Source organism: Escherichia sp. E10V10, assembly GCF_004211985.1.
GTDB lineage: Bacteria > Pseudomonadota > Gammaproteobacteria > Enterobacterales > Enterobacteriaceae > Escherichia.
This window is the reverse complement of the sequence record NZ_RHJO01000005.1, coordinates 1-24,753: the sequence shown is the minus strand read 5'-3', so window position 1 is coordinate 24,753 and position 24,753 is coordinate 1. Positions and strand designations below refer to the sequence as shown.

Here is a 24,753-nt window from a genome sequence, read left to right as displayed (position 1 = left end):
CTTATCCCGCCCGTAAGGGCGGGTTCGCTTTCCCACAGGAGTTCCTCATGACGAATCGTATCTCTCGCCTCAAAACTGCACTGTTTGCCAATACCCGTGAAATCTCGCTGGAGCGGGCGCTGCTTTATACCGCCAGCCATCGGCAAACCGAAGGCGAGCCAGTGATATTGCGCCGGGCGAAAGCGACAGCGTATATCCTTGAACATGTTGAAATTTCGATTCGTGATGAAGAACTGATTGCCGGTAACCGCACCGTAAAACCGCGCGCCGGGATTATGTCGCCGGAAATGGACCCTTACTGGTTGCTGAAAGAGCTGGATCAATTCCCGACGCGCCCGCAAGACCGTTTCGCCATTAGCGAAGAAGATAAACGTATCTACCGCGAAGAGTTGTTCCCGTACTGGGAAAAACGTTCGATGAAAGATTTCATCAACGGGCAGATGACGGATGAAGTAAAAGCCGCGACCAGCACGCAGATTTTCAGCATCAACCAGACGGATAAAGGTCAGGGGCACATTATTATTGATTACCCGCGCCTGCTGAATCACGGGCTGGGGGAGCTGGTGGCGCAGATGCAGCAACATTGTCAGCAACAGCCGGAGAATCACTTTTATCAGGCAGCGCTGTTACTGCTCGAAGCCTCGCAGAAACACATTTTGCGTTACGCCGAACTGGCGGAAACGATGGCGGCAAACTGCCCGGATGCTCAGCGTCGCGAAGAGTTACTGACCATTGCGGAGATCTCCCGCCATAACGCCGAACATAAGCCGCAGACGTTCTGGCAGGCGTGCCAGTTATTCTGGTACATGAACATCATTCTGCAATACGAATCCAACGCCAGTTCGCTGTCTTTAGGGCGCTTCGACCAGTATATGTTGCCGTTCTATCAGGCATCATTAACCCAGGGCGAAGATCCGGCGTTCCTGAAAGAACTGCTCGAATCTTTATGGGTGAAATGCAACGACATCGTGCTGTTGCGTTCCACCAGCAGTGCGCGTTATTTCGCAGGTTTCCCGACCGGCTATACCGCACTGCTCGGCGGGTTAACCGAGAATGGACGTAGCGCGGTGAACGTGCTTTCGTTCCTCTGTCTCGACGCCTATCAAAGCGTGCAATTACCGCAACCGAACCTCGGTGTGCGCACTAACGCCTTGATCGACACGCCGTTCCTGATGAAAACCGCAGAAACCATTCGCCTCGGCACGGGTATTCCGCAAATCTTCAACGATGAAGTGGTGGTGCCAGCGTTCCTCAACCGTGGCGTTTCGCTGGAAGATGCGCGCGACTATTCCGTAGTGGGTTGTGTGGAATTATCTATTCCCGGCAGAACCTACGGCTTGCATGACATCGCGATGTTTAACCTGCTGAAAGTGATGGAAATCTGCCTGCATGAAAATGAAGGCAATGCTGCGCTGACTTATGAAGGTTTACTGGAACAGATCCGCGCCAAGATCAGCCACTACATCACCCTGATGGTTGAGGGCAGCAATATTTGCGATATCGGTCACCGTGACTGGGCACCTGTACCGCTGCTCTCATCGTTTATCAGCGATTGTCTGGAAAACGGTCGCGATATTACTGACGGCGGCGCGCGTTATAACTTCTCCGGCGTACAGGGGATCGGTATCGCCAACCTGAGCGATTCTCTCCATGCGTTGAAAGGGATGGTTTTTGAGCAACAGCGTTTAAGTTTTGACGAATTGCTGTCGGTATTAAAAGCCAACTTTGCAACGCCAGAAGGCGAAAAAGTCCGCGCTCGCTTAATTAACCGCTTTGAGAAATACGGTAACGATATCGACGAGGTGGATAACATCAGCGCCGAACTGTTACGCCACTACTGCAAAGAAGTGGAAAAATACCAGAACCCGCGCGGCGGCTACTTCACGCCGGGATCGTATACCGTTTCTGCTCACGTCCCGTTGGGATCGGTGGTTGGTGCGACGCCAGACGGTCGTTTTGCCGGGGAACAACTGGCAGACGGCGGCTTGTCACCCATGCTGGGTCAGGACGCACAAGGGCCAACGGCGGTACTGAAGTCAGTCAGTAAGCTCGATAACACGCTGCTTTCTAATGGTACGTTGCTGAACGTGAAATTCACTCCGGCGACCCTGGAAGGTGAAGCGGGATTACGCAAACTGGCCGACTTCTTACGGGCGTTTACCCAGCTTAAGTTGCAGCATATTCAGTTTAACGTGGTGAACGCCGACACGTTGCGGGAAGCGCAACAACGCCCACAAGATTATGCCGGGCTGGTGGTGCGCGTTGCCGGATACAGCGCCTTCTTTGTCGAACTGTCGAAGGAGATCCAGGATGACATCATCCGCCGGACAGCGCATCAGCTGTAACGTTGTGGAAACGCGCCGCGATGATGTGGCGCGCATTTTCAACATTCAGCGTTATTCACTGAATGACGGCGAGGGCATTCGTACGGTGGTCTTTTTTAAAGGCTGTCCGCATCTTTGCCCGTGGTGTGCTAATCCGGAGTCGATCTCCGGCAAAATCCAGACGGTACGCAGAGAGGCGAAATGTCTGCACTGTGCGAAATGTTTGCGTGATGCGGATGAATGCCCCTCCGGGGCGTTTGAACGGATTGGTCGCGATATCAGCCTTGACGCGCTGGAACGGGAAGTGATGAAAGATGACATTTTCTTTCGCACGTCCGGCGGCGGCGTTACGCTTTCTGGCGGCGAAGTGTTAATGCAGGCGGAGTTTGCTACCCGTTTTTTACAGCGACTGCGGCTGTGGGGTGTGTCATGCGCCATCGAAACTGCCGGAGACGCGCCAGCCAGCAAGTTGTTACCGCTGGCGAAATTGTGCGATGAAGTGTTGTTCGATTTAAAAATTATGGACGCGACTCAGGCGCGGGATGTGGTGAAGATGAACCTGCCACGCGTACTGGAGAACCTGCGTTTGCTGGTGAGTGAGGGTGTCAACGTGATCCCGCGTTTGCCGCTGATCCCCGGTTTCACGCTCAGCCGGGAGAATATGCAGCAGGCGCTGGACGTGCTGATCCCGCTGAATATCAGGCAGATCCATCTGTTACCGTTTCATCAGTACGGCGAACCGAAATACCGTCTGCTGGGGAAAACATGGTCGATGAAAGAGGTGTCTGCGCCGTCGTCAGCCGATGTGGCAACGATGCGCGAAATGGCAGAACGGGCCGGATTTCAGGTTACCGTGGGAGGTTAAAATGGCATACCTGGTGGCAGTAACCGCCTGCGTGAGCGGCGTGGCGCATACTTATATGGCGGCGGAACGGCTGGAAAAATTATGTCAGATAGAGAAGTGGGGCGTCAGCATTGAAACCCAGGGCGCGCTGGGAACGGAGAATCGTTTAGCGGACGAGGATATCCGCCGGGCGGATGTCGCGCTGTTGATTACGGATATTGAGCTTTCCGGTGCCGAGCGATTTGAACATTGTCGCTACGTGCAATGCAGCATCTACGCATTCCTGCGTGAGCCGCAGCGGGTAATGAGCGCGGTGCGCAAAGTGCTTTCTGCGCCGCAGCAAACCCATCTTATTCTGGAGTAGTCGGTTTTTCTGTCAGTTGGCTGTGGTACTGCCGACGATATTCCGACGGCGAGCGTTCGGTGTTTTTACGAAACAGACGGCAGAAGTAGTTGCTGTCGACAAAGCCGCAGGCGTGCGCCACTTCTTTTACCTTCAGGTCATAGCCTTTCAATAACGTCTTAGCGTGCTCCAGTCGCGTGTGATTCAGGTATTCGTTAAAACCAATGGCCCCCGTTTTTTGAAACAGGTGCGAGAGATAGTTTGGTGAAATATAGAATGCCTGGGCGACAGATTCGCGGGTAAGCGCGGAGGCATAGCGTTCGTCGATATAATCACGAATAGCTTCGAATAGAGCCTGGCTGCGTGAGGCGGTCTGTATTTGGCTACCGAGCAAATCGCGGCAGTGGCTAAGCAGACTGGCGACGATAAGCCTTGCCGTTTGCTGCTCCTGTGGCTGCATTTGCATTTCATTGAGCGTTTGTAGCAGAAAAGAACCAATGCGCGGGCCGCGTCGGGCGACGTGTTGCTTCGCCAGATTTTGATATTGTTTGCCATCCCATTGCACGACGCTGAAGCCGAGTTGCTGTTTGCCAAACAGCACGCTAAAGGTGGTCGCGGGTGTTTTCCATTGTGGGAAATTCCAGCCGCCAGCGGGAACGTACAGCACATCGCCGGGAACTAACGTTGCTCCAGCGCCGGTATCAACAAACTCACCTTCCAGCACTATTTCCAGCCGTGGAAAATCGACCTGATACGCAAGATCGGGCACCGGACCGTTGCTGCTGGCAAAGTAAATCTGGCGCAGCGACAGCGGGCCGTTTATCAGGCGGGAGAGCAGATAGCTGACGTCGTGATACATGTTATTCCCTTAGGTATGTAGACGGGAAAACAGTAACTGGCATTATGAAAAAAGGCCACCTGAAAAGTGTGGCCTGAGGGGCGTTCGATGTAAACATTGCGGCAGTTGTATTGCCGGATGCGGCGTAAACGCTTTATCTGGCCTACCGCCGCGATCTGTAGGCCGGATAAGACGCGTCAAGCGTCGCATCCGGCAAATAGCATCTGGCTGATAATTACTGATTACCCACCTGATCGCCATACGGCAGAGTGTCGTAATCGATCAGCGCATTTTTCTTATACGGGTTACCAATCCAGCGGGTAGTTTCTTTGAACTGCGGATTCACCACTGAACGGGTTGGATCGTAACCGTCGTAAGATAAGCCCGCCAAATCTGACCAGGTGTGGATCAGTTCCGCCAGACTGTATTTGCGATCAACATCCTGCGAGAAATCACGCGGATGAGTCGCCTGCCATTTTTCCGACGTCCACAGCAGGAACGGAATGGTGTACATATGGCGCGTCGGGTTGTCTTCGTTACGCCCCTGAGTTTTGTGCGGCGGCGTGTCGTAAACCTCTTCACCGTGGTCAGAGAAGTAAACCAGGAAACCGTTCGGGTCTGCTGCTTTAAAGTCTTTAATCAGGCTGGCAACCACATGATCGTTGTACAGGTTAGCGTTGTCATAATCGTTATATGACTCCAGCTCTTCTGCGCTTAATCCCGGCGGAACATGATCGGTATTGCCATCAAACTTGCCCTGATTTTCCGGGTAACGGTATTTGTATTTGATATGCGTACCCAGCAGATGAACGATGATCAGTTTCTTCGGCGCAGGGTCCTTCAGCACTTCCTGGAACGGCTTCAGCACGTTGGTGTCGTATTCACGCGCACTCTGCGTACGTTGCTGGTTCATGTAGTACTGCTTGTCGGTCTGGCGCGAAAATACCGTCAGCATGGTGTTGCGGGCAGTCATCGTCTGCTGGTTGGTTATCCAGAAGGTTTTATAACCTGCCTGTTTCATCATGTTCATCAGCGACGGCTGCGTCAGATACAGATCCGGGTTCTTTTCGTTGGCAAAGGTTAGCGCCTGTTGCAGGATTTCAATGGTGTACGGACGCGATGTGACCACGTTATTGAACACCGTCAGGTTCGGATCGGTTTTATGCAGCGCATCCAGTTCCGGCGTGGTTTCACGCGGATAGCCGTACAGACTCATGCGTCCACGCTGGGTCGATTCGCCAATCACCAGCACTAAGGTGCGCGGTTCGTTACCCGATTCGTCTTTGAAATTAGCCAGTGGCGGTAATGCGTTATTTTCATTCAGCAGCTTCGTCAGTGAGTTAAGTTGTTGACGATACTGATAATAACCGGTCAGAAATTGCCACGGCGCGGCAGGTTCCATGCGAGATGCCAGATTATCCAACGTTTTCTCAAACGGCTTGTGTTTGATAAATGTGTTCATGGCGATAGGGTGCAGAATCAAGCCATAAAGTAGGGCAAAAGAGACGATATAACGCCACGGCTTTGGAATATAGACCGGGCGCAGGCGCGTCCACAGCAAAACTGCCACCGCCGTATAGGCCAGCGCGATAAGCACAATCTTCAGGCTGAAATACTGGCTTAAATACTCGCTGGCTTCGTTGGTGTTGGTCTCAAACATCACAAACAGAACGCTCTGCGAGAACTCCTGACCGTAGATGACGTAGTAGCACAACGCTGCCAGAGAAGCCGCCCACAGCATTACGCCGATTACCGCTGCGATAATCTTAATCCGCTTCGGAAAGAGGAATACCGGGATCAACCACAGCGAACTGAACAGCAGCGAGTCGCGAATGCCGTTGGTGCCGCTGTAGCCGCTGATGTAAATAATGGCCTGTAACAGGGTAGAGAAAAACCAAAAGTAGAGCAGTGCCCAACCCAGGGCTTTCCAGCTAAAAATGGGTTTAGTCTGGACTTCAGTGGAATGCATAGTAAGAACCCGTTTTGGATAATAGCGCCGAATGTAAGGACAAAACCTTAAGGATATCTGAAGGGATATCCAGAATCTGGGTGAAATGCAGACAGAAATATATTGAAAACGAAGGTGTTAGAACAGAAGTATTTCAGAAAACCCTCGCGCTATTGCACGAGGGTTGATAGAGGAGGGGGGTTAGCCAGTATTACGCATACCAGCTGCAATTCCGGCAATAGTGACCATCAACGCTTGTTCGACACGGGGATCTGGCTCCTGGCCTTCTTTTTCAGCCTGGCGCGAACGATGCAGCAACTCTGCCTGCAGTACGTTCAGCGGGTCAGTGTATATATTTCGTAGCTGAATAGACTCGGCAATCCACGGTAGATCGGCCATCAGATGGGAGTCGTTGGCAATCGCCAGCACCACTTTGATGTCTTCTTCTTGCAGATTGCGTAACTCTTTACCTAACGGCCACAGTGCTTTGTCGACCAGGCGTTGGTCATAGTATTCCGCCAGCCACAGATCTGCTTTGGCGAATACCATTTCCAGCATACCCAGACGCGTTGAGAAGAACGGCCAGTCGCGGCACATGGCTTCCAGTTCGCTCTGTTTGCCATCTTCCACCACTTTTTGCAGCGCCGTACCCGCGCCCAGCCAGGCGGGGAGCATCAGGCGGTTTTGTGTCCAGGCAAAAATCCACGGAATGGCGCGCAGAGACTCGACGCCGCCGGTTGGGCGACGTTTCGCCGGGCGTGAACCTAACGGCAGTTTACCCAGTTCCTGTTCCGGCGTAGCGGAGCGGAAGTAAGGGACAAAGTCTTTGTTTTCACGCACGTAGCCACGGTAGAGATCGCAGGAGATGACTGACAGTTCATCCATAATGCGACGCCAGCTCTCTTTCGGCTCAGGCGGTGGCAGCAGGTTGGCTTCCAGAATCGCCCCGGTGTACAGCGACAAGCTGCTAACGGTGATTTCTGGCAGACCGTATTTGAAGCGGATCATCTCGCCCTGCTCGGTTACTCGCAGGCCGCCTTTCAGGCTTCCCGGCGGTTGCGACAGCAGCGCCGCATGGGCAGGTGCGCCGCCGCGACCAATGGAACCACCGCGACCATGGAACAGCGTCAGCTCAATACCCGCTTTTTCGCAGGTTTTGATTAACGCGTCCTGTGCCTGATATTGCGCCCAGGAAGCCGCCATCACGCCCGCATCTTTTGCTGAGTCGGAATAGCCAATCATCACCATCTGTTTGCCCTGAATCAGACCGCGATACCAGTCAATATTCAGCAGTTGGGTCATGACATCGTTGGCGTTGTTCAGGTCATCGAGAGTTTCAAACAGCGGTGCGACTGGCATTGCAAACCCGATACCCGCTTCTTTCAGCAGCAGGTGGACGGCCAGTACGTCGGACGGCGTTTTCGCCATCGAGATCACGTAGGCGGCAATAGAGCCTTGCGGCGCTTCGGCAATCACCTGACAGGTATCAAGTACTTCGCGCGTTTCAGCGCTTGGTTGCCAGTTGCGCGGCAGAAGCGGACGTTTGGAGTTCAGTTCGCGGATCAGGAATGCCTGCTTGTCGGCCTCTGACCAGCTTTCATAATCGCCGATACCGAGATAGCGGGTCAGCTCGCCCAGCGCTTCGGTATGGCGGGTGCTCTCCTGACGGATATCAATACGAACCAGCGGTACGCCGAAACATTTCACGCGGCGCAGGGTGTCGAGCAGATCGCCGTTGGCGATAATACCCATGCCACACGCCTGAAGTGACTGGTAGCAAGCGTAGAGCGGCTCCCACAGTTCTTCGTTCTGCGTCAGCAGACCTTCCGGCTTCGGCAGTTCTTCGCCTTTCAGACGCGCCTCCAGCCAGGCCTGTGTCGCCATCAGGCGAGAACGCAGGTTTTTCATCAGATAGCGATACGGTTCTGCGGCGCCTTCTTCGCCGACCAGCGCCAGCAGTTCTGGGGTGGCCTCAACCATCGACAGTTCAGAAACCAGAACCTGAATATCTTTCAGGAACAGGTCGGTGGCTTTCCAGCGGCTGAGCAGCAGGACGTGGCGGGTGATATCGGCAGTGACGTTCGGGTTGCCGTCGCGGTCGCCGCCCATCCACGAAGTAAAACGGACCGGAACAAATTCGACGGGCAGTTTGTAGCCGAGGTTCTCTTCCAGTTGTTCGTTCAGTTCGCGCAGGTAATTTGGTACGCCTTGCCACAGGCTGTTTTCCACTACGGCAAAGCCCCATTTCGCTTCATCAACCGGAGTTGGGCGCAGCTTACGGATTTCATCAGTATGCCAGGACTGAGCGATCAACTGGCGCAGGCGGCGCATCAGCTGGTGGTGTTCGTAGTCGGCGATATCTTTGTTATCGAGCTGTTTTAAGCAGGCGTTCACTTCCACCATTTTGTGGATCAGTGTCCGACGGGTAATTTCGGTAGGGTGAGCCGTGAGGACCAGTTCCAGCGACAGCGATTCCACTGCTTTTTTGATGGTGTCTTCGCTCAGTTGCGGCTGGTTTTTCAGTTTACGCAGGGTGCGGGCGATCACTTCCGGATTGCTGGCAGCCTCGCCTTTCGGCGAAATGCTGTGGTATTGCTCGGCGGTGTTGGCCAGGTTCAGGAACTGACTAAACGCACGCGCAACGGGCAGCAGCTCGTCGTTCGACAAATTTTGTAAGGTGGTGAGTAACTCCTGGCGGTTAGCATCATTGCCAGCGCGTGAAGATTTGGACAACTTACGGATAGTTTCTACGCGTTCAAGAATGTGTTCTCCTAACGCATCCTTGATGGTTTCTCCCAGCACTTTGCCGAGCATACTGACATTACTACGCAATGCGGAATATTGTTCGTTCATATTACCCCAGACACCCATCTTATCGTTTGATAGCCCTGTATCCTTCACGTCGCATTGGCGCGAATATGCTCGGGCTTTGCTTTTCGTCGTCTTTTATAAAGCCACGTAAAAGCGGTGACGTCAAATGCTGCGAAATCGCTTCAGCAAACGAATAAATAGCAGGAATTTACGCCATTAAATTCACGACGTTTTAAATAAGCGTAACTTATGGGAATGTTAAAAAATCGCCATGCATAACACCAAAGGTGTAGGTCGGATAAGATGCGAAAGCATCGCATCCGACATTATTGTGGCACCGGAGTTTGGCAACGGTGCCGGATGCGGCGCGAGCGCCTTATCCGGTCTACGTTTTAATGCCAGCAAAAATGGTGAATTACCTGCGTAATCAACTCACGGGTGGGTTTAATAAACCGTGTCTCCAGATATTCATCAGGCTGATGAGCCTGATTAATTGAGCCAGGCCCTAGAACCAGCGTCGGGCATAACGTTTGAATAAACGGCGCTTCGGTACAGTAGTTAACCACTTCGGTCTTTGCACCGAGCAATTTCTCAACCACTTCAACCAGTTGATGATTTGGCGGGCATTCATAGCCTGGGATCGGTGGGTGCAACTCTTCGACCGTCAGACGACCCGGCCAGCGTTCGCTCACCGGAGCCAGCGCGTCGTTGAGCAAACCGTTTAGCTCGTTGAGCGTCATGCCTGGCAGCGGACGAATATCCATATGCAACTCACAGCAAGCGCAAATTCGGTTAGAAGCGTCGCCGCCGTGAATATGCCCGAGGTTGAGCGTGGGGTATGGCACGGTAAACGCTTCGTAGTGATAACGTTCTTTCAGGTTATCGCGTAATTGCAAAATATGGCCGATGGCGTCGTGCATCAGTTCGATAGCGTTAACTCCGCGCGCCGGATCGCTGGAGTGGCCCGACTGACCCAGAATGCGAATGGCATTTGAGATGTGGCCTTTATGCGCGCGTACTGGTTGCAGCGACGTCGGTTCGCCAATGATGGCGCAATCCGGGCGCAGGGCGGTAGTTTCGGCAAAATAACGCGCTCCGGCCATACTGGTTTCTTCATCGGCAGTCGCCAGAATGTAGAGCGGTTTTTTCAGTTTCGTGACGTCGACATCGCGTAGCGCATCAAGGATAAACGCAAAAAAGCCTTTCATGTCGGCGGTGCCTAAGCCGTAAAGCTTGCCGTCATGCTCCGTTAGCGTAAACGGATCGCGCGTCCAGCGACCGTCATCAAACGGCACCGTATCGGTATGCCCCGCCAGCAACAAGCCACCAGCACCCTGTCCGGTACTTGCCAGCATATTAAATTTGTTGCGAGTTCCTGGCACAGGCTGCACTTCCACATTGAAGCCCAAATCTTTAAACCAGTCCGCCAGCAGAGTGATTAAATCTGCATTGCTTTGATCGAGTGCCTCTTCCGTAGCGCTTATTGAAGGTGTGGCAATCAGAGCGCGGTAAATCTCGATAAATGGCGGTAATTTGTTTTTCATTGTTGACACACCTCTGGTCATGATAGTATCAATATTCATGCAGTATTTATGAATAAAAATACACTAACGTTGAGCGTAATAAAACCCACCAGCCGTAAGGTGAATGTTTTACGTTTAACCTGGCAACCAGACATAAGAAGGTGAATAGCCCCGATGTTGAATACGCTGATTGTGGGTGCCAGCGGCTACGCTGGCGCAGAGCTAGTGACCTATGTAAATCGCCATCCGCATATGAACATAACCGCTTTGACTGTCTCAGCGCAAAGCAATGATGCGGGAAAGTTAATCTCCGATTTGCATCCGCAGCTCAAAGGCATCGTTGACCTGCCGTTGCAGCCGATGTCGGATATCAGCGAGTTTAGCCCAGGGGTGGATGTGGTGTTTCTCGCCACCGCCCATGAAGTTAGCCACGATTTAGCGCCGCAGTTTCTTGAAGCTGGCTGTGTGGTGTTCGACCTTTCCGGCGCGTTTCGTGTTAACGACGCCGCCTTCTATGAAAAATATTACGGCTTTACCCATCAATACCCGGAACTGCTGGAACAGGCAGCCTACGGTCTGGCGGAGTGGTGCGGTAATAAATTAAAAGAAGCAAATTTGATTGCGGTGCCAGGCTGTTATCCGACGGCGGCACAGCTGGCGCTGAAACCGTTGATTGATGCCGATCTTCTTGACCTCAGTCAGTGGCCGGTGATTAACGCCACCAGCGGCGTGAGCGGTGCAGGACGTAAGGCAGCGATTTCAAACAGCTTTTGTGAAGTTAGCCTGCAACCGTATGGCGTCTTTACTCATCGCCACCAGCCGGAGATCGCTACGCATCTCGGTGCTGACGTTATCTTCACCCCGCATCTGGGCAATTTCCCGCGCGGCATTCTTGAAACCATTACTTGCCGCCTGAAACCGGGCGTGAGTCAGGCGCAAGTGGCGCAGACATTACAGCAGGCGTATGCGCATAAACCGTTGGTGCGTCTGTATGACAAAGGCGTTCCGGCACTAAAAAATGTCGTCGGGCTGCCGTTTTGCGATATCGGATTTGCCGTTCAGGGTGAGCATCTGATTATTGTGGCGACCGAAGATAACTTACTGAAAGGCGCGGCGGCACAGGCAATCCAGTGTGCCAATATTCGTTTCGGCTATGCGGAAACGCAGTCTCTTATTTAAGGGTGCAATGATGAATCCATTAATTATCAAGCTGGGCGGCGTACTGCTGGATAGCGAAGAGGCGCTGGAACGGCTGTTCAGCGCACTGGTGAAATATCGTGAGTCACATCAGCGTCCGCTAGTGATTGTCCACGGCGGCGGCTGCGTGGTGGATGAGCTGATGAAAGGGCTGAATCTGCCGGTGAAAAAGAAAAACGGCCTGCGGGTGACGCCTGCGGATCAGATAGACATTATCACCGGAGCGCTGGCGGGAACGGCAAATAAAACCCTGCTGGCATGGGCGAAGAAACATCAGATTGCGGCCGTAGGTTTGTTTCTCGGTGACGGCGACAGCGTCAAAGTGACCCAGCTTGATGAAGAGTTAGGCCATGTTGGACTGGCGCAGCCAGGTTCGCCTAAGCTTATCAATACGTTGCTGGAGAACGGCTATCTGCCGGTGGTCAGCTCCATTGGCGTAACGGACGAAGGGCAACTGATGAACGTCAATGCCGACCAGGCGGCGACGGCGCTGGCGGCAACGCTGTGCGCAGATCTGATTTTGCTCTCCGACGTCAGCGGCATTCTCGACGGTAAAGGGCAACGCATTGCCGAAATGACCGCCGCGAAAGCAGAACAACTGATTGAGCAGGGCATTATTACCGACGGCATGATAGTGAAAGTGAATGCGGCGCTGGATGCTGCGCGCACGCTGGGCCGTCCGGTAGATATCGCCTCCTGGCGTCATGCGGAACAGCTTCCGGCACTGTTTAACGGTATGCCGATGGGTACGCGGATTTTAGCTTAAGTTTTGTTAGCCGGAGGCGCAGCTTTCCGGCATTGAATTTCAAAATAAGGAAACAGAGTTATGGCACTTTGGGGCGGGCGTTTTACCCAGGCAGCAGATCAACGGTTCAAACAATTCAACGACTCACTGCGCTTTGATTACCGTCTGGCGGAGCAGGATATTGTTGGCTCTGTGGCCTGGTCCAAAGCCCTGGTAACGGTCGGCGTGTTAACCGCAGAAGAGCAGGCGCAACTGGAAGAGGCGCTGAACGTGCTGCTGGAAGATGTTCGCGCCAGGCCACAACAAATCCTTGAAAGCGATGCCGAAGATATCCATAGCTGGGTGGAAGGCAAACTGATCGACAAAGTGGGCCAGTTAGGCAAAAAGCTGCATACCGGGCGTAGCCGTAATGATCAGGTAGCGACTGACCTGAAACTGTGGTGCAAAGATACCGTTAGCGAGTTACTGACGGCTAACCGGCAGTTACAATCCGCTCTGGTCGAGACCGCACAAAACAATCAGGACGCGGTGATGCCGGGTTACACCCACCTGCAACGCGCCCAACCGGTGACTTTCGCGCACTGGTGCCTGGCCTACGTTGAGATGCTGGCGCGTGATGAAAGCCGTTTGCAGGATGCGCTTAAGCGTCTGGATGTCAGCCCGTTAGGCTGTGGCGCACTGGCGGGAACGGCCTATGAAATCGACCGTGAACAGTTAGCAGGCTGGCTGGGCTTTGCTTCGGCGACCCGTAACAGTCTCGACAGCGTTTCTGACCGTGATCATGTGCTGGAACTGCTTTCTGCTGCCGCTATCGGCATGGTGCATCTGTCACGTTTTGCTGAAGATCTGATTTTCTTTAACACCGGCGAAGCAGGTTTTGTGGAGCTTTCTGACCGCGTGACTTCAGGTTCATCATTAATGCCGCAGAAGAAAAACCCGGATGCGCTGGAGCTGATTCGCGGTAAATGCGGTCGGGTGCAGGGTGCGTTAACTGGCATGATGATGACGCTGAAAGGTTTGCCGCTGGCTTACAACAAAGATATGCAGGAAGACAAAGAAGGTCTGTTCGACGCGCTCGATACCTGGCTGGACTGCCTGCATATGGCGGCGCTGGTGCTGGACGGCATTCAGGTGAAACGTCCGCGTTGCCAGGAAGCGGCGCAGCAAGGTTACGCCAACGCCACTGAACTGGCGGATTACCTGGTGGCGAAAGGCGTACCGTTCCGCGAGGCGCACCATATTGTTGGTGAAGCGGTGGTGGAAGCCATTCGTCAGGGCAAACCGCTGGAAGAGCTGCCGCTCAGTGAGTTGCAGAAATTCAGCCAGGTGATTGGCGAAGATGTCTATCCGATTCTGTCGCTGCAATCGTGCCTCGACAAGCGTGCGGCAAAAGGCGGCGTCTCACCACAGCAGGTGGCGCAGGCGATTGCTTTTGCAAGAGCGCGGTTGGGATAAGAACATTTATATGTACAAATTTGAGCCTGGCTTATCGCCGGGCTTTTTTATGGCAAAAAAAAGCGGATCCTGGAGATCCGCAAAAGTTCACGTTGGCTTTAGTTATTCGAGTTGAGAAACTCTCGAAACGGGCAGTGACTTCAAGGGTTAAAAGAGGTGCCGCTCCGTTTCTGTGCGCAATTATCAGTCACAATGCTTGATAGGGATAATCGTTCGTTGCTATGCTACCTATCGCCATGAACTATCGTGGCGATGGAGGATGGATAATGAATATTCGTGATCTTGAGTACCTGGTGGCATTGGCTGAACACCGCCATTTTCGGCGTGCGGCAGACTCCTGCCACGTTAGCCAGCCGACGCTTAGCGGGCAAATTCGTAAGCTGGAAGATGAGCTGGGCGTGATGTTGCTGGAGCGGACCAGCCGTAAAGTGTTGTTCACCCAGGCGGGAATGCTGCTGGTGGATCAGGCGCGTACCGTGCTGCGCGAGGTGAAAGTCCTTAAAGAGATGGCAAGCCAGCAGGGGGAGACGATGTCCGGACCGCTGCATATTGGTTTGATTCCTACGGTTGGACCGTACCTGCTACCGCATATTATCCCGATGCTGCACCAGACCTTTCCGAAGCTGGAAATGTATCTGCATGAAGCGCAGACCCACCAGTTACTGGCGCAACTGGACAGTGGCAAACTCGACTGCGTGATCCTCGCGCTGGTGAAAGAGAGCGAAGCATTCATTGAAGTACCGTTGTTTGATGAACCCATGTTGTTGGCAGTCTATGAAGATCACCCGTGGTCTAATCGCGAATGCGTGCCGATGGCCGATCTGGCAGGGGAAAAACTGCTGATGCTGGAAGATGGTCACTGTCTGCGCGATCAGGCAATGGGCTTCTGCTTTGAAGCTGGAGCGGATGAAGATACACACTTCCGCGCGACCAGTCTGGAGACGCTGCGCAACATGGTAGCCGCAGGTAGCGGGATCACTTTATTGCCTGCGCTGGCTGTACCGCCAGAACGCAAACGCGATGGCGTGGTTTATCTGCCGTGCATTAAGCCGGAACCACGCCGTACCATTGGCCTGGTTTATCGTCCTGGCTCACCGCTGCGCAGCCGCTATGAGCAGCTGGCAGAGGCCATCCGCGCAAAAATGGATGGCCATTTCGATAAAGCGTTAAAACAGGCGGTTTAAGCCGTTTAATGCCGCTACCCGATAGGCTTCCGCCATGGTCGGGTAGTTAAAGGTGGTGTTGACGAAGTACTCAATGGTGTTGCCGCCACCTTTCTGTTCCATAATCGCCTGACCGATATGAATAATTTCGGCAGCGCGCTCACCAAAGCAATGGATCCCCAGAATCTCTTTTGTTTCCCGATGGAACAAAATTTTCAGCGTACCCACGTTCATGCCAACGATTTGTGCACGCGCCAGATGTTTAAACTGGGCGCGGCCTACTTCATACGGTACTTTCATCGCGGTCAGCTGCTGTTCAGTTTTGCCCACGGAGCTGATTTCCGGGATGGTGTAAATACCGGTAGGGATATCTTCAATCAAGTGCGCGGTGGCTTCACCTTTTACCAGCGCCTGCGCGGCAATGCGCCCCTGGTCATAGGCCGCTGAAGCCAGGCTTGGATAACCAATCACGTCGCCCACCGCGTAAACGTGCGGCTGCGCGGTCTGATACATGCTGTTGACCTTCAGCTGTCCGCGACTGTCAGTTTCCAGCCCAATGTTCTGTAACGCCAGCGAATCTGTATTACCTGTGCGACCGTTGGCATAGAGCAGACAGTCGGCTTTCAGTTTTTTGCCCGACTTCAGATGCATGATCACACCGTCGTCACAGCCTTCGATCTTCTCGTACTCTTCGTTGTGACGAATCACTACGCCACTGTTCCAGAAGTGATAGGAGAGCGAATCTGACATCTCTTGATCGAGAAACGCCAACAGGCGATCGCGGGTATTGATCAGATCTACTTTGACATCCATACCGCGGAAGATCGACGCATATTCACAGCCGATCACTCCAGCACCGTAAATAAGTACATGGCGCGGTTCGTGGTGCATGCTAAGAATTGAGTCGCTGTCGTAAATGCGTGGATGGGTGAAATCGACGTCTGCTGGATGATAAGGGCGTGAGCCGCAGGCTATGACAAATTTTTCTGCGGTTAATGTTTCGACCGTGCCGTCCGGGCAGTCCAGCGCCAACGTATGCTCGTCAACAAAGCGAGCGTTCCCCTGCAATATTTCACAGTGATTACGTTCGTAAAATCCCTGACGCATGCGCGTTTGTTGATTAATCACGTTATCGGCATGGTTAAGGATATCGGCAAAAGAAGAGCGGAGCAGTCGGGAATGGTCGCTGTATAGTGGGTTTTGATTGAATTCTATAATGCGGCTGACAGCGTGACGGAGAGCTTTCGACGGGATGGTGCCCCAGTGGGTGCAACCGCCGCCAACATTTTGATAACGCTCGATAACTGCGACGCGCGCACCTTGCTTAACCAGGCCCATTGCAGCGCCTTCGCCGCCGGGGCCGGAACCTATTACTATGGCATCGTAATCGTAGGAATGTGGCATGGTAGGGCTTACCTGTTCTTATACATAAAAGCAACAGAATGGTAACATTTTATCGCGGGTAAGCCAATTGATCCCCGTCATTTATCTGGCTATATCGTGAGCGGCCTTTGCTTTGTCTTCCTCCTTCTTATTTTATTTATTCACTATTAATTGCTTTTTATTATGGCTGATAGTTTTATCTTGCCGAAGTGTGCTTTTTTGTTATTGTATATGTTAAATATTATTATAAAACAAATATATAAATATTTTATATTGATGACTTATTTATATTTATACCATCAATAAAATCCGTTAATTAACCTGTTTATAAGTGAATAAAGGAATAGTCGATGATCGAACACTATATTCGAGGGTTTGAGGAAGAACTGCGCGAGATCCGCCATCAGATCCACGAAAACCCGGAGCTGGGGCTACAAGAATTTAAAACCAGTGCTCTGGTTGCGGAAAAGCTGCGCCAGTGGGGCTATGAGGTTGAGCAAGGGCTGGCGACAACCGGCGTGGTAGCCACGTTAAAAGTGGGCGATGGAGAGAAAAGTATTGGCCTGCGGGCGGATATGGATGCGTTGCCAATTTATGAAAATAGTGGCAAGCCCTGGGCCAGTAAACATCCCGGTTTAATGCACGCATGCGGGCATGACGGCCATACCACGATATTACTAGGAGCTGCGCGTTATCTTGCCGAAACTCGTCGTTTTAACGGCACGTTACGTCTTATCTTCCAGCCCGCAGAAGAGATGATTAACGGTGGCGAGATTATGGTCAAAGAAGGTCTTTTTGACCACTTCCCCTGCGATGTGATTTTCGGGATGCACAACATGCCGGGCTTGCCGGTTGGCAAGTTTTTCTTCCAGCCAGGGGCGCTAATGGCGTCAATGGATCAGTTCCACATCACAGTTCGTGGCTGTGGAGGGCATGGCGCAATTCCTCACAAAGCCATCGATCCGGTGCTGATCGCGGCATATATCACCACCGCATTACAAAGCATTGTGTCGCGCAATGTCGATCCGCTGGAAGCGGCGGTAATTACCGTTGGCAGCATTGTTGCGGGAGAGGCCGCTAACGTCATTCCTGACAGTGCTGAGATGAAAATCAGCGTCCGCTCTCTTAGCCGCGATACCCGACAACTTCTACTGACCCGTATTCCGGCTCTGGCGCAAGCCCAGGCTGTCAGCTTTGGCGCTACGGCTGAGGTTACGCATGTTAACGGTACGCCGGTATTAGTGAATGACGAGGAGATGGCGCGCTTCGCCTGGCAGGTGGCGTGTAAAACGTTTGGTGAAGATCGGGCCGAGTTTGGCATCAAGCCCCTGATGGGCAGTGAGGATTTCTCTTTCATGCTGGAAGCCCAGCCGAAAGGCGCTTTTTTGCTGTTCGGTAATGGCGATGTCGGGGAAGGTTCCTGCATGGTGCATAACCCGGGCTACGACTTCAACGATGCAAGTCTGGTCCCGGCATGTAGCTACTGGGGCGCACTGGTAGAAGCCTGGCTGCAATAAATAAAACAACACACAACAACACTTTCTGGCAAGGAACATGGAATGACGGCGATCGTAAATGGAAGCGTGATTGTGAAGAAAAAGCCCAGCGGTAAGCGGGTGATTTTTGCTTCGGCGTTTGGCAATGCGCTCGAATTTTTTGATTTTGGCGTTTACAACTTTTTTGTGGTCTATATCAGTACGCTTTTCTTCCCGCCCAGCGCTGATCACAATGTCGCGCTGTTACTGGCATTTGCAACGTTTGGCGTGAGTTTTTTTATGCGCCCGCTTGGTGGAATTATCGTCGGGGCCTGGGCCGATCGTTTCGGACGCAAACCCGCGATGGTGTTCACCATTGCCCTGATGAGCCTCGGTACGCTGATGATCGGCATCGCGCCGACATATGCGACGGCGGGCTATTGGGGAACGGCGACGTTGGTACTGGCGCGTCTGATTCAGGGTATTGCGGCAGGTGGTGAAGTCGGCGCCTCAATGTCTTTACTGGTTGAATCAGCTCCGGCAAATCGTCGCGGTTTTTACAGCAGTTGGTCACTGGCGACCCAGGGGCTGGCAACGACCTTTGGTGGTGTTGTCGCTTTAGGTCTGAGCGCATGGCTACCGTTCGCCACAGGTTCAGAAACCGTAATGGCCGAATGGGGCTGGCGTGTACCATTTTTTATTGGTGTGCTTTTAGCGCCCATCGGTTGCTGGCTGCGTCTGAGCCTGGAAAATGATGTGCCTGAACCTGTACACAATAAAAAAGCTGCTGCCAGCGAAAGCGCGTTCTCTCTGCTCCTGCAACATAAAGCGACTATCATTAACGGCGTTTTACTCGCTATTGGTAGCACGGTAGCAACCTATATTTCCCTCTTTTACTATGGCACCTGGGCGGCGAAGTATCTGGCAATGCCTCAACACTATTCTCATGCAGCGATGTTACTGGCGGGGGTAATTACGTTTGTGGGCGCGCTGTTGGTGGGGATGCTATGTGATTCGGTCGGGCGTAAAAAACTGATTTTAATCTCTCGTGTGATGGTGCTGATCTGTAGCTGGCCTTCGTTCTGGCTGTTGGTGAATTACCCCAGTCCCGGCATGTTGCTGACGGTCGTTTTCGTGATGGTCAGCTTTACCACGCTTGGTGGGGTACCGGTAATGTTGCTGATTTCCGAACTATTGCCGAAACGGATTCGGGCATTAGGCTTCGCGTTGGTTTATAGCATTGGCGTAGCAATCTTCGGCGGTTTTGCGCAATATTTCGCCACGCAATCCATCGTGTTACTAGATAGCCTGACGGCTCCGGCGTGGTATCTGGGCGGGGGAACATTGCTGTCTATGCTGGCGTTGCTGTTTGTAAAAGAACCGGCTAAAGAGTTGCAGTAAATGTGTTTTATTGCGCTACCGTTCATTCACAACACTGGAGCAATCCAGTATGTTCATTCTCTGGTATAGTGCCAGCAGTACTTTTGGCAAGGATTCAGACATCGTGATGGGCGTAAGAGCGCAGCAAAAAGAAAAAACCCGACGTTCGCTGGTAGAAGCCGCATTTAGCCAATTAAGTGCTGAACGCAGCTTCGCCAGCCTGAGTTTACGTGAAGTGGCGCGTGAAGCGGGCATTGCTCCCACCTCTTTTTATCGGCATTTCCGCGACGTAGACGAACTGGGTCTGACCATGGTTGACGAGAGTGGTTTGATGCTGCGTCAGCTTATGCGCCAGGCGCGTCAGCGTATCGCTAAAGGCGGGAGTGTGATCCGTACCTCGGTATCCACATTTATGGAGTTCATCGGTAATAATCCTAACGCCTTCCGGTTATTATTGCGGGAACGCTCCGGCACCTCCGCCGCGTTTCGTGCCGCCGTTGCGCGTGAAATTCAGCACTTCATTGCGGAACTTGCGGACTATCTTGAACTCGAAAACCATATGCCTCGCGCGTTTACTGAAGCGCAAGCCGAAGCCATGGTGACGATTGTCTTCAGCGCGGGTGCCGAGGCGTTGGATGTCGGCGTCGAACAACGTCGGCAATTAGAAGAGCGACTGGTACTGCAACTGCGAATGATTTCGAAAGGGGCTTATTACTGGTATCGCCGTGAACAAGAGAAAACCGCAATTATTCCGGGAAATGTGAAGGACGAGTAATGAAACAAGCAAATCAAGATAGAGGTACGCTGCTGCTGGCGTTAGTTGCTGGCTTATCGATTAATGGTACTTTCGCAGCGCTGTTTAGCTCCATTGTGCCATTTTCTGTATTCCCGATTATTTCCCTGGTGCTGACGGTTTACTGCCTGCATCAACGTTATCTTAATCGCACTATGCCGGTCGGCTTGCCGGGTCTGGCTGCTGCCTGTTTTATTCTCGGCGTTCTGCTTTATAGCACTGTGGTTCGTGCGGAATATCCGGATATCGGTTCTAACTTCTTCCCGGCTGTGCTGTCCGTCATTATGGTGTTCTGGATTGGCGCGAAGATGCGTAACCGTAAGCAGGAAGTTGCTGAGTAATCGGAATCATGCCGGATGCTGGCGCATCCGGCATGGGTATTACTTCGCCGTCAGTAATACGCCGCACTCCATATGGTGCGTGTAGGGGAACTGATCAAATAGAGCCAGACGTTCAACCTTGTGCGTCTGGCTTAATGTTTCCAGATTCTTGCATAATGTTTCCGGATTGCAGGAGATATACAGAATACGCGGATACGCCTGCACCATTTTCTCGGTTTCACTGTCCAGGCCGCTGCGTGGCGGGTCGACAAAAATGGTTTCGCACTGATAACTCTTTAAATCGATCCCTTGCAGGCGGTTAAACTCGCGCACACCATTCATCGCCTGAGTAAATTCTTCTGCAGCCATACGAATAATTTGTACGTTATCAATATGGTTAGCTGCGATGTTGTATTGCGCAGCGGCGACCGACGGCTTGGCGATTTCGGTGGCTAATACCCGATCAAAATTACGCGCCAGCGCTAATGAAAAGTTACCGTTGCCGCAGTACAGCTCCAGTAAATCGCCTTTTGAGCCTTTGGTTACGTCCAGCGCCCATTCCAGCATCTGAATATTCATCGCCGCGTTCGGCTGGGTAAAGCTGTTTTCTACCTGACGGTAGATCATCTCTTTCCCTGCGACCGGCAGACGTTCATCGATGTAATCCTGATCCAGCGCGATTTTGGTTTTCGTTGCCCGACCAATCAGATGCACATTCAGATTCTGCGCGCGCAACGCATCGCGCAGGGCTTCCGCCTGCTGACGCCATTCGTCATCCAGCTTTTTATGGTACAGCAGGGAAACCACCGCCTGATTACTCAGCGTGGTGAGGTAATCAATCTGGAACAACTTGTGGCGCAGAACGGGATTATTACGCACACCCGCAATCATCGCCGTCATCAACTGGTTGATGAGTTCACTGGCGGCGGGGAAGCTATCCACGCGGATACGGCTTTTGGTTTGTTGATCGAAAATGATGTGGTACAGGTCATCGCCATCGTGCCAGATGCGGAACTCCGCACGCATCCGGTAATGACTGACCGGCGAGCGAAACACTTCCGGAACCAGGTCAGAAAACGGTGCCATCATACTTTGCAAACGTACCACTTTTTCGGCTAACTGCGCTTCATACTGTTCTGTTGGAAGGTGTTCGGGGGTCATGATGTATCCTGAAAAATTAAAGTACGCGGCGATTGTAGGGATTGCTCATCAGATGTCCAGATCTTGATGAATTCCTATTTGTGAGCTACGTCTGGACAGTAAGTTGTTACAACCTGTAGCATCCACTTGCCGGTCCTGTGAGTTAATAGGGAATCCAGTGCGAATCTGGAGCTGACGCGCAGCGGTAAGGAAAGGTGCGATGATTGCGTTATGCGGACACTGCCATTCGGTGGGAAGTCATCATCTCTTAGTATCTTAGATACCCCTCCAAGCCCGAAGACCTGCCGGCCAACGTCGCATCTGGTTCTCATCATCGCGTAATATTGATGAAACCTGCGGCATCCTTCTTCTATTGTGGATGCTTTACAATGATTAAAAAAGCTTCGCTGCTGACGGCGTGTTCTGTCACAGCCTTTTCCGCTTGGGCACAGGATACCAGCCCGGATACTCTCGTCGTTACTGCTAACCGTTTTGAACAACCGCGCAGCACTGTGCTTGCGCCAACTACTGTTGTGACGCGTCAGGATATCGACCGCTGGCAGTCGACTTCGGTCAATGATGTGCTGCGCCGTCTCCCTGGCGTGGATATCACCCAAAACGGCGGTTCAGGTCAGCTTTCTTCTATTTTTATTCGTGGCACAAATGCCAGTCATGTGTTGGTGTTAATTGATGGCGTACGCCTGAATCTGGCAGGGGTGAGTGGTTCAGCCGATCTTAGTCAATTCCCCATTGCACTTGTTCAGCGTGTCGAATATATCCGTGGGCCGCGTTCCGCCGTTTATGGTTCTGATGCAATAGGCGGGGTGGTGAATATCATCACGACGCGCGATGAACCTGGAACGGAAATTTCAGCGGGGTGGGGAAGCCATAGTTATCAGAACTATGATGTCTCTACGCAGCAACAACTGGGGGATAAGACACGGGTAACTCTGTTGGGCGATTACGCTTATACCCATGGTTATGATGTTGTCGCTTACGGCAATACAGGAATGCAAGCGCAGCCTGATAACGATGGTTTCTTAAGTAAAACGCTTTATGGTGCGCTGGAACATAATTTTACCGATGCCTGGAGCGGCTTTGTACGTGGCTATGGCTATGATAATCGGACCAATTATGACGCGTATTATTCTCCGGGTTCACCATTGGTCGATACCCGTAAACTCTATAGTCAAAGTTGGGACGCCGGGCTGCGCTATAACGGCGAACTGATTAAATCACAACTCATTACTAGCTATAGCCATAGCAAAGATTACAACTACGATCCGCATTATGGTCGTTATGATTCGTCGGCGACGCTCGATGAGATGAAGCAATACACCGTCCAGTGGGCAAACAATGTCATCGTTGGTCACGGTAGTATTGGCGCGGGTGTCGACTGGCAGAAACAGACTACGACGCCGGGTACAGGTTACGTTGAGGATGGATATGATCAACGTAATACCGGCATCTATCTGACCGGGCTGCAACAAGTTGGCGATTTTACCTTTGAAGGCGCAGCACGCAGCGACGATAACTCACAGTTTGGTCGTCATGGAACCTGGCAAACCAGCGTCGGATGGGAGTTCATCGAAGGTTATCGTTTTATCGCTTCCTATGGGACATCTTATAAGGCACCAAATCTTGGACAACTGTACGGCTTCTACGGTAATCCGGATCTGGACCCTGAGAAAAGCAAACAGTGGGAAGGCGCGTTTGAAGGTTTAACAGCAGGAGTGAACTGGCGTATTTCCGGATATCGTAACGACGTTAGTGACTTAATCGATTATGACGACCATATCCTGAAATATTACAACGAAGGGAAAGCGCGGATTAAAGGTGTCGAGGCGACCGCCAATTTTGATACCGGACCACTGACGCATACTGTGAGTTACGATTATGTTGATGCCCGTAACGCGATTACTGACACGCCGTTGTTACGCCGTGCTAAACAGCAGGTGAAATACCAGCTCGATTGGCAGCTGTATGACTTCGACTGGGGGATTACTTATCAGTATTTAGGCTCTCGCTATGATAAGGATTACTCATCTTATCCTTATCAAACCGTTAAAATGGGCGGTGTGAGCTTGTGGGATCTTGCGGTTGCATATCCGGTCACCTCTCACCTGACAGTTCGTGGTAAAATAGCCAACCTGTTCGACAAAGATTATGAGACAGTCTATGGCTACCAAACTGCAGGACGGGAATACACCTTGTCTGGCAGCTACACCTTCTGAACCACGTCCCACCGTGCTGGTGTTTGACTCCGGCGTCGGTGGGTTGTCGGTCTATGACGAGATCCGGCATCTCTTACCGGATCTCCATTACATTTATGCTTTCGATAACGTCGCTTTCCCGTATGGCGAAAAAAGCGAAGAGTTTATTGTTGAGCGTGTGGTGGAAATTGTCACCGCAGTGCAAGAGCGTTATCCCCTTGCGCTGGCTGTGGTCGCTTGCAACACCGCCAGTACCGTCTCACTTCCTGCATTACGCGAAAAGTTTGCGTTCCCGGTTGTCGGTGTCGTTCCGGCAATTAAGCCAGCGGCACGCCTGACAGCTAATGGCATTGTCGGATTGCTGGCAACTCGTGGTACGGTAAAACGTTCTTATACCCACGAGCTAATCGCGCGTTTCGCTAATGAATGTCAGATAGAGATGCTGGGCTCGGCAGAAATGGTTGAGCTGGCTGAAGCGAAGTTGCATGGCGAAGAAATCTCTCTGGATGCGCTAAAACGTATCCTGCGCCCGTGGTTAAGAATGAAAGAGCCGCCAGATACCGTTGTTCTGGGTTGCACCCATTTTCCTCTACTACAAGAAGAACTGTTAAAGGTGCTGCCAGAGGGAACCCGGTTGGTGGATTCTGGCGCAGCGATTGCCCGCCGAACGGCCTGGCTGCTGGAACATGAAGCTCCTGAGGCAAAATCTGCCGATGCGAACATTGCCTTTTGCATGGCCATGACGCCAGAAGCTGAACAGTTATTACCCGTTTTACAGCGTTACGGCTTCAAAACGCTCGAAAAACTGGCAGTTTCAGGCTGATTTGGTTGAATGTTGCGCATTCGGAAAATTATTTT

19 protein-coding genes and 1 riboswitch are annotated in these 24,753 nt (G+C 52.3%); of the genes, 13 read left to right on the top strand and 6 right to left on the bottom strand.

Annotated features, from left to right (window positions below):
• The first annotated feature begins 47 nt into the window (after positions 1-47).
• Genes D9736_RS11060 through D9736_RS11050 form a run of 3 tightly spaced genes read left to right on the top strand, consistent with a single transcriptional unit; the run spans position 48 to position 3,532 of the window.
• The gene (locus D9736_RS11060; RefSeq protein WP_130258327.1) at positions 48-2,345 is read left to right on the top strand and encodes a formate C-acetyltransferase; all 2,298 of its coding nucleotides are present in this window, start codon (positions 48-50) and stop codon (positions 2,343-2,345) included.
• Positions 2,311-3,189, top strand: a complete 879-nt coding sequence (locus tag D9736_RS11055) for a [formate-C-acetyltransferase]-activating enzyme (RefSeq protein ID WP_000204107.1) — start codon at positions 2,311-2,313, stop codon at positions 3,187-3,189. Before D9736_RS11060 ends, D9736_RS11055 begins: the two co-directional genes overlap by 35 nt.
• 1 nt (position 3,190) lies before the next feature.
• Positions 3,191-3,532: a PTS fructose-like transporter subunit IIB gene (locus D9736_RS11050; RefSeq protein ID WP_130206560.1), complete on the top strand. Its 342-nt coding sequence runs from the start codon at positions 3,191-3,193 to the stop codon at positions 3,530-3,532.
• Here the strand turns inward: D9736_RS11050 and D9736_RS11045 are convergent.
• From D9736_RS11045 to argE, 4 genes are all read right to left on the bottom strand, one after another.
• Positions 3,519-4,370, bottom strand: coding sequence for an AraC family transcriptional regulator (locus D9736_RS11045; protein ID WP_130258326.1), 852 nt, complete (start codon positions 4,368-4,370; stop codon positions 3,519-3,521). The genes D9736_RS11050 and D9736_RS11045 overlap by 14 nt on opposite strands.
• Before the next feature lie 214 nt (positions 4,371-4,584).
• Complete coding sequence (locus D9736_RS11040) at positions 4,585-6,318, bottom strand: phosphoethanolamine transferase CptA (protein ID WP_130222330.1); 1,734 nt, start codon at positions 6,316-6,318, stop codon at positions 4,585-4,587.
• Positions 6,319-6,498: 180 nt separating this feature from the next.
• On the bottom strand, positions 6,499-9,150 hold the full coding sequence (gene ppc / locus D9736_RS11035) for a phosphoenolpyruvate carboxylase (protein WP_130258325.1): 2,652 nt from the start codon (positions 9,148-9,150) through the stop codon (positions 6,499-6,501).
• 350 nt (positions 9,151-9,500) lie between these two features.
• Positions 9,501-10,652, bottom strand: a complete 1,152-nt coding sequence (gene argE, locus D9736_RS11030; RefSeq protein ID WP_130258324.1) for an acetylornithine deacetylase — start codon at positions 10,650-10,652, stop codon at positions 9,501-9,503.
• A gap of 153 nt (positions 10,653-10,805) precedes the next feature.
• On the opposite strand from argE, the gene argC reads away from it, so the two are divergent.
• From argC to oxyR, 4 genes are all read left to right on the top strand, one after another.
• A complete protein-coding gene (argC, locus tag D9736_RS11025) occupies positions 10,806-11,810 on the top strand; it encodes an N-acetyl-gamma-glutamyl-phosphate reductase (RefSeq protein WP_130258323.1) in 1,005 nt (334 codons plus the stop codon).
• A 7-nt stretch (positions 11,811-11,817) separates the two neighbouring features.
• Positions 11,818-12,594: an acetylglutamate kinase gene (gene argB / locus D9736_RS11020; protein ID WP_130258322.1), complete on the top strand. Its 777-nt coding sequence runs from the start codon at positions 11,818-11,820 to the stop codon at positions 12,592-12,594.
• Positions 12,595-12,654: 60 nt separating this feature from the next.
• On the top strand, positions 12,655-14,028 hold the full coding sequence (gene argH / locus D9736_RS11015; RefSeq protein ID WP_047643719.1) for an argininosuccinate lyase: 1,374 nt from the start codon (positions 12,655-12,657) through the stop codon (positions 14,026-14,028).
• A 266-nt stretch (positions 14,029-14,294) separates the two neighbouring features.
• Positions 14,295-15,212, top strand: a complete 918-nt coding sequence (gene oxyR / locus D9736_RS11010; protein WP_130206544.1) for a DNA-binding transcriptional regulator OxyR — start codon at positions 14,295-14,297, stop codon at positions 15,210-15,212.
• Here oxyR and sthA read toward each other — a convergent pair.
• Positions 15,195-16,595 carry a Si-specific NAD(P)(+) transhydrogenase gene (sthA, locus tag D9736_RS11005; protein ID WP_001120822.1) on the bottom strand — a complete coding sequence of 467 codons (1,401 nt, stop codon included), beginning with the start codon at positions 16,593-16,595 and terminating at the stop codon, positions 15,195-15,197. The genes oxyR and sthA overlap by 18 nt on opposite strands.
• Positions 16,596-16,924: 329 nt before the next feature.
• Here sthA and D9736_RS11000 point away from each other — a divergent pair, with 329 nt between their 5' ends.
• The 4 genes from D9736_RS11000 to D9736_RS10985 all read left to right on the top strand — a co-directional run bounded on the left by D9736_RS11000 (position 16,925) and on the right by D9736_RS10985 (position 20,563).
• Positions 16,925-18,091, top strand: coding sequence for a M20 aminoacylase family protein (locus tag D9736_RS11000; RefSeq protein WP_130258321.1), 1,167 nt, complete (start codon positions 16,925-16,927; stop codon positions 18,089-18,091).
• Between the two features lie 42 nt (positions 18,092-18,133).
• Positions 18,134-19,450: a citrate-proton symporter gene (locus tag D9736_RS10995; protein WP_130215327.1), complete on the top strand. Its 1,317-nt coding sequence runs from the start codon at positions 18,134-18,136 to the stop codon at positions 19,448-19,450.
• Positions 19,451-19,553: 103 nt separating this feature from the next.
• Positions 19,554-20,204 carry an HTH-type transcriptional repressor FabR gene (fabR, locus tag D9736_RS10990; protein ID WP_001309117.1) on the top strand — a complete coding sequence of 217 codons (651 nt, stop codon included), beginning with the start codon at positions 19,554-19,556 and terminating at the stop codon, positions 20,202-20,204.
• A complete protein-coding gene (locus D9736_RS10985; RefSeq protein ID WP_000806411.1) occupies positions 20,204-20,563 on the top strand; it encodes a YijD family membrane protein in 360 nt (119 codons plus the stop codon). Before fabR ends, D9736_RS10985 begins: the two co-directional genes overlap by 1 nt.
• A gap of 39 nt (positions 20,564-20,602) precedes the next feature.
• Here the strand turns inward: D9736_RS10985 and trmA are convergent, their stop codons facing one another.
• Positions 20,603-21,703: a tRNA (uridine(54)-C5)-methyltransferase TrmA gene (gene trmA, locus D9736_RS10980; protein WP_000187026.1), complete on the bottom strand. Its 1,101-nt coding sequence runs from the start codon at positions 21,701-21,703 to the stop codon at positions 20,603-20,605.
• Positions 21,704-21,816: 113 nt separating this feature from the next.
• Positions 21,817-22,007, top strand: a riboswitch (cobalamin riboswitch).
• A 64-nt stretch (positions 22,008-22,071) separates the two neighbouring features.
• Between trmA and btuB the strand changes: the two genes are divergently transcribed.
• Both btuB and murI read left to right on the top strand, forming a co-directional pair.
• Positions 22,072-23,916, top strand: a complete 1,845-nt coding sequence (btuB, locus tag D9736_RS10975; protein ID WP_130215329.1) for a TonB-dependent vitamin B12 receptor BtuB — start codon at positions 22,072-22,074, stop codon at positions 23,914-23,916.
• Entirely contained in the window at positions 23,861-24,718 is an 858-nt protein-coding gene (gene murI, locus D9736_RS10970) for a glutamate racemase (protein WP_130206536.1), read from the top strand. Before btuB ends, murI begins: the two co-directional genes overlap by 56 nt.
• Positions 24,719-24,753 lie beyond the last annotated feature (35 nt).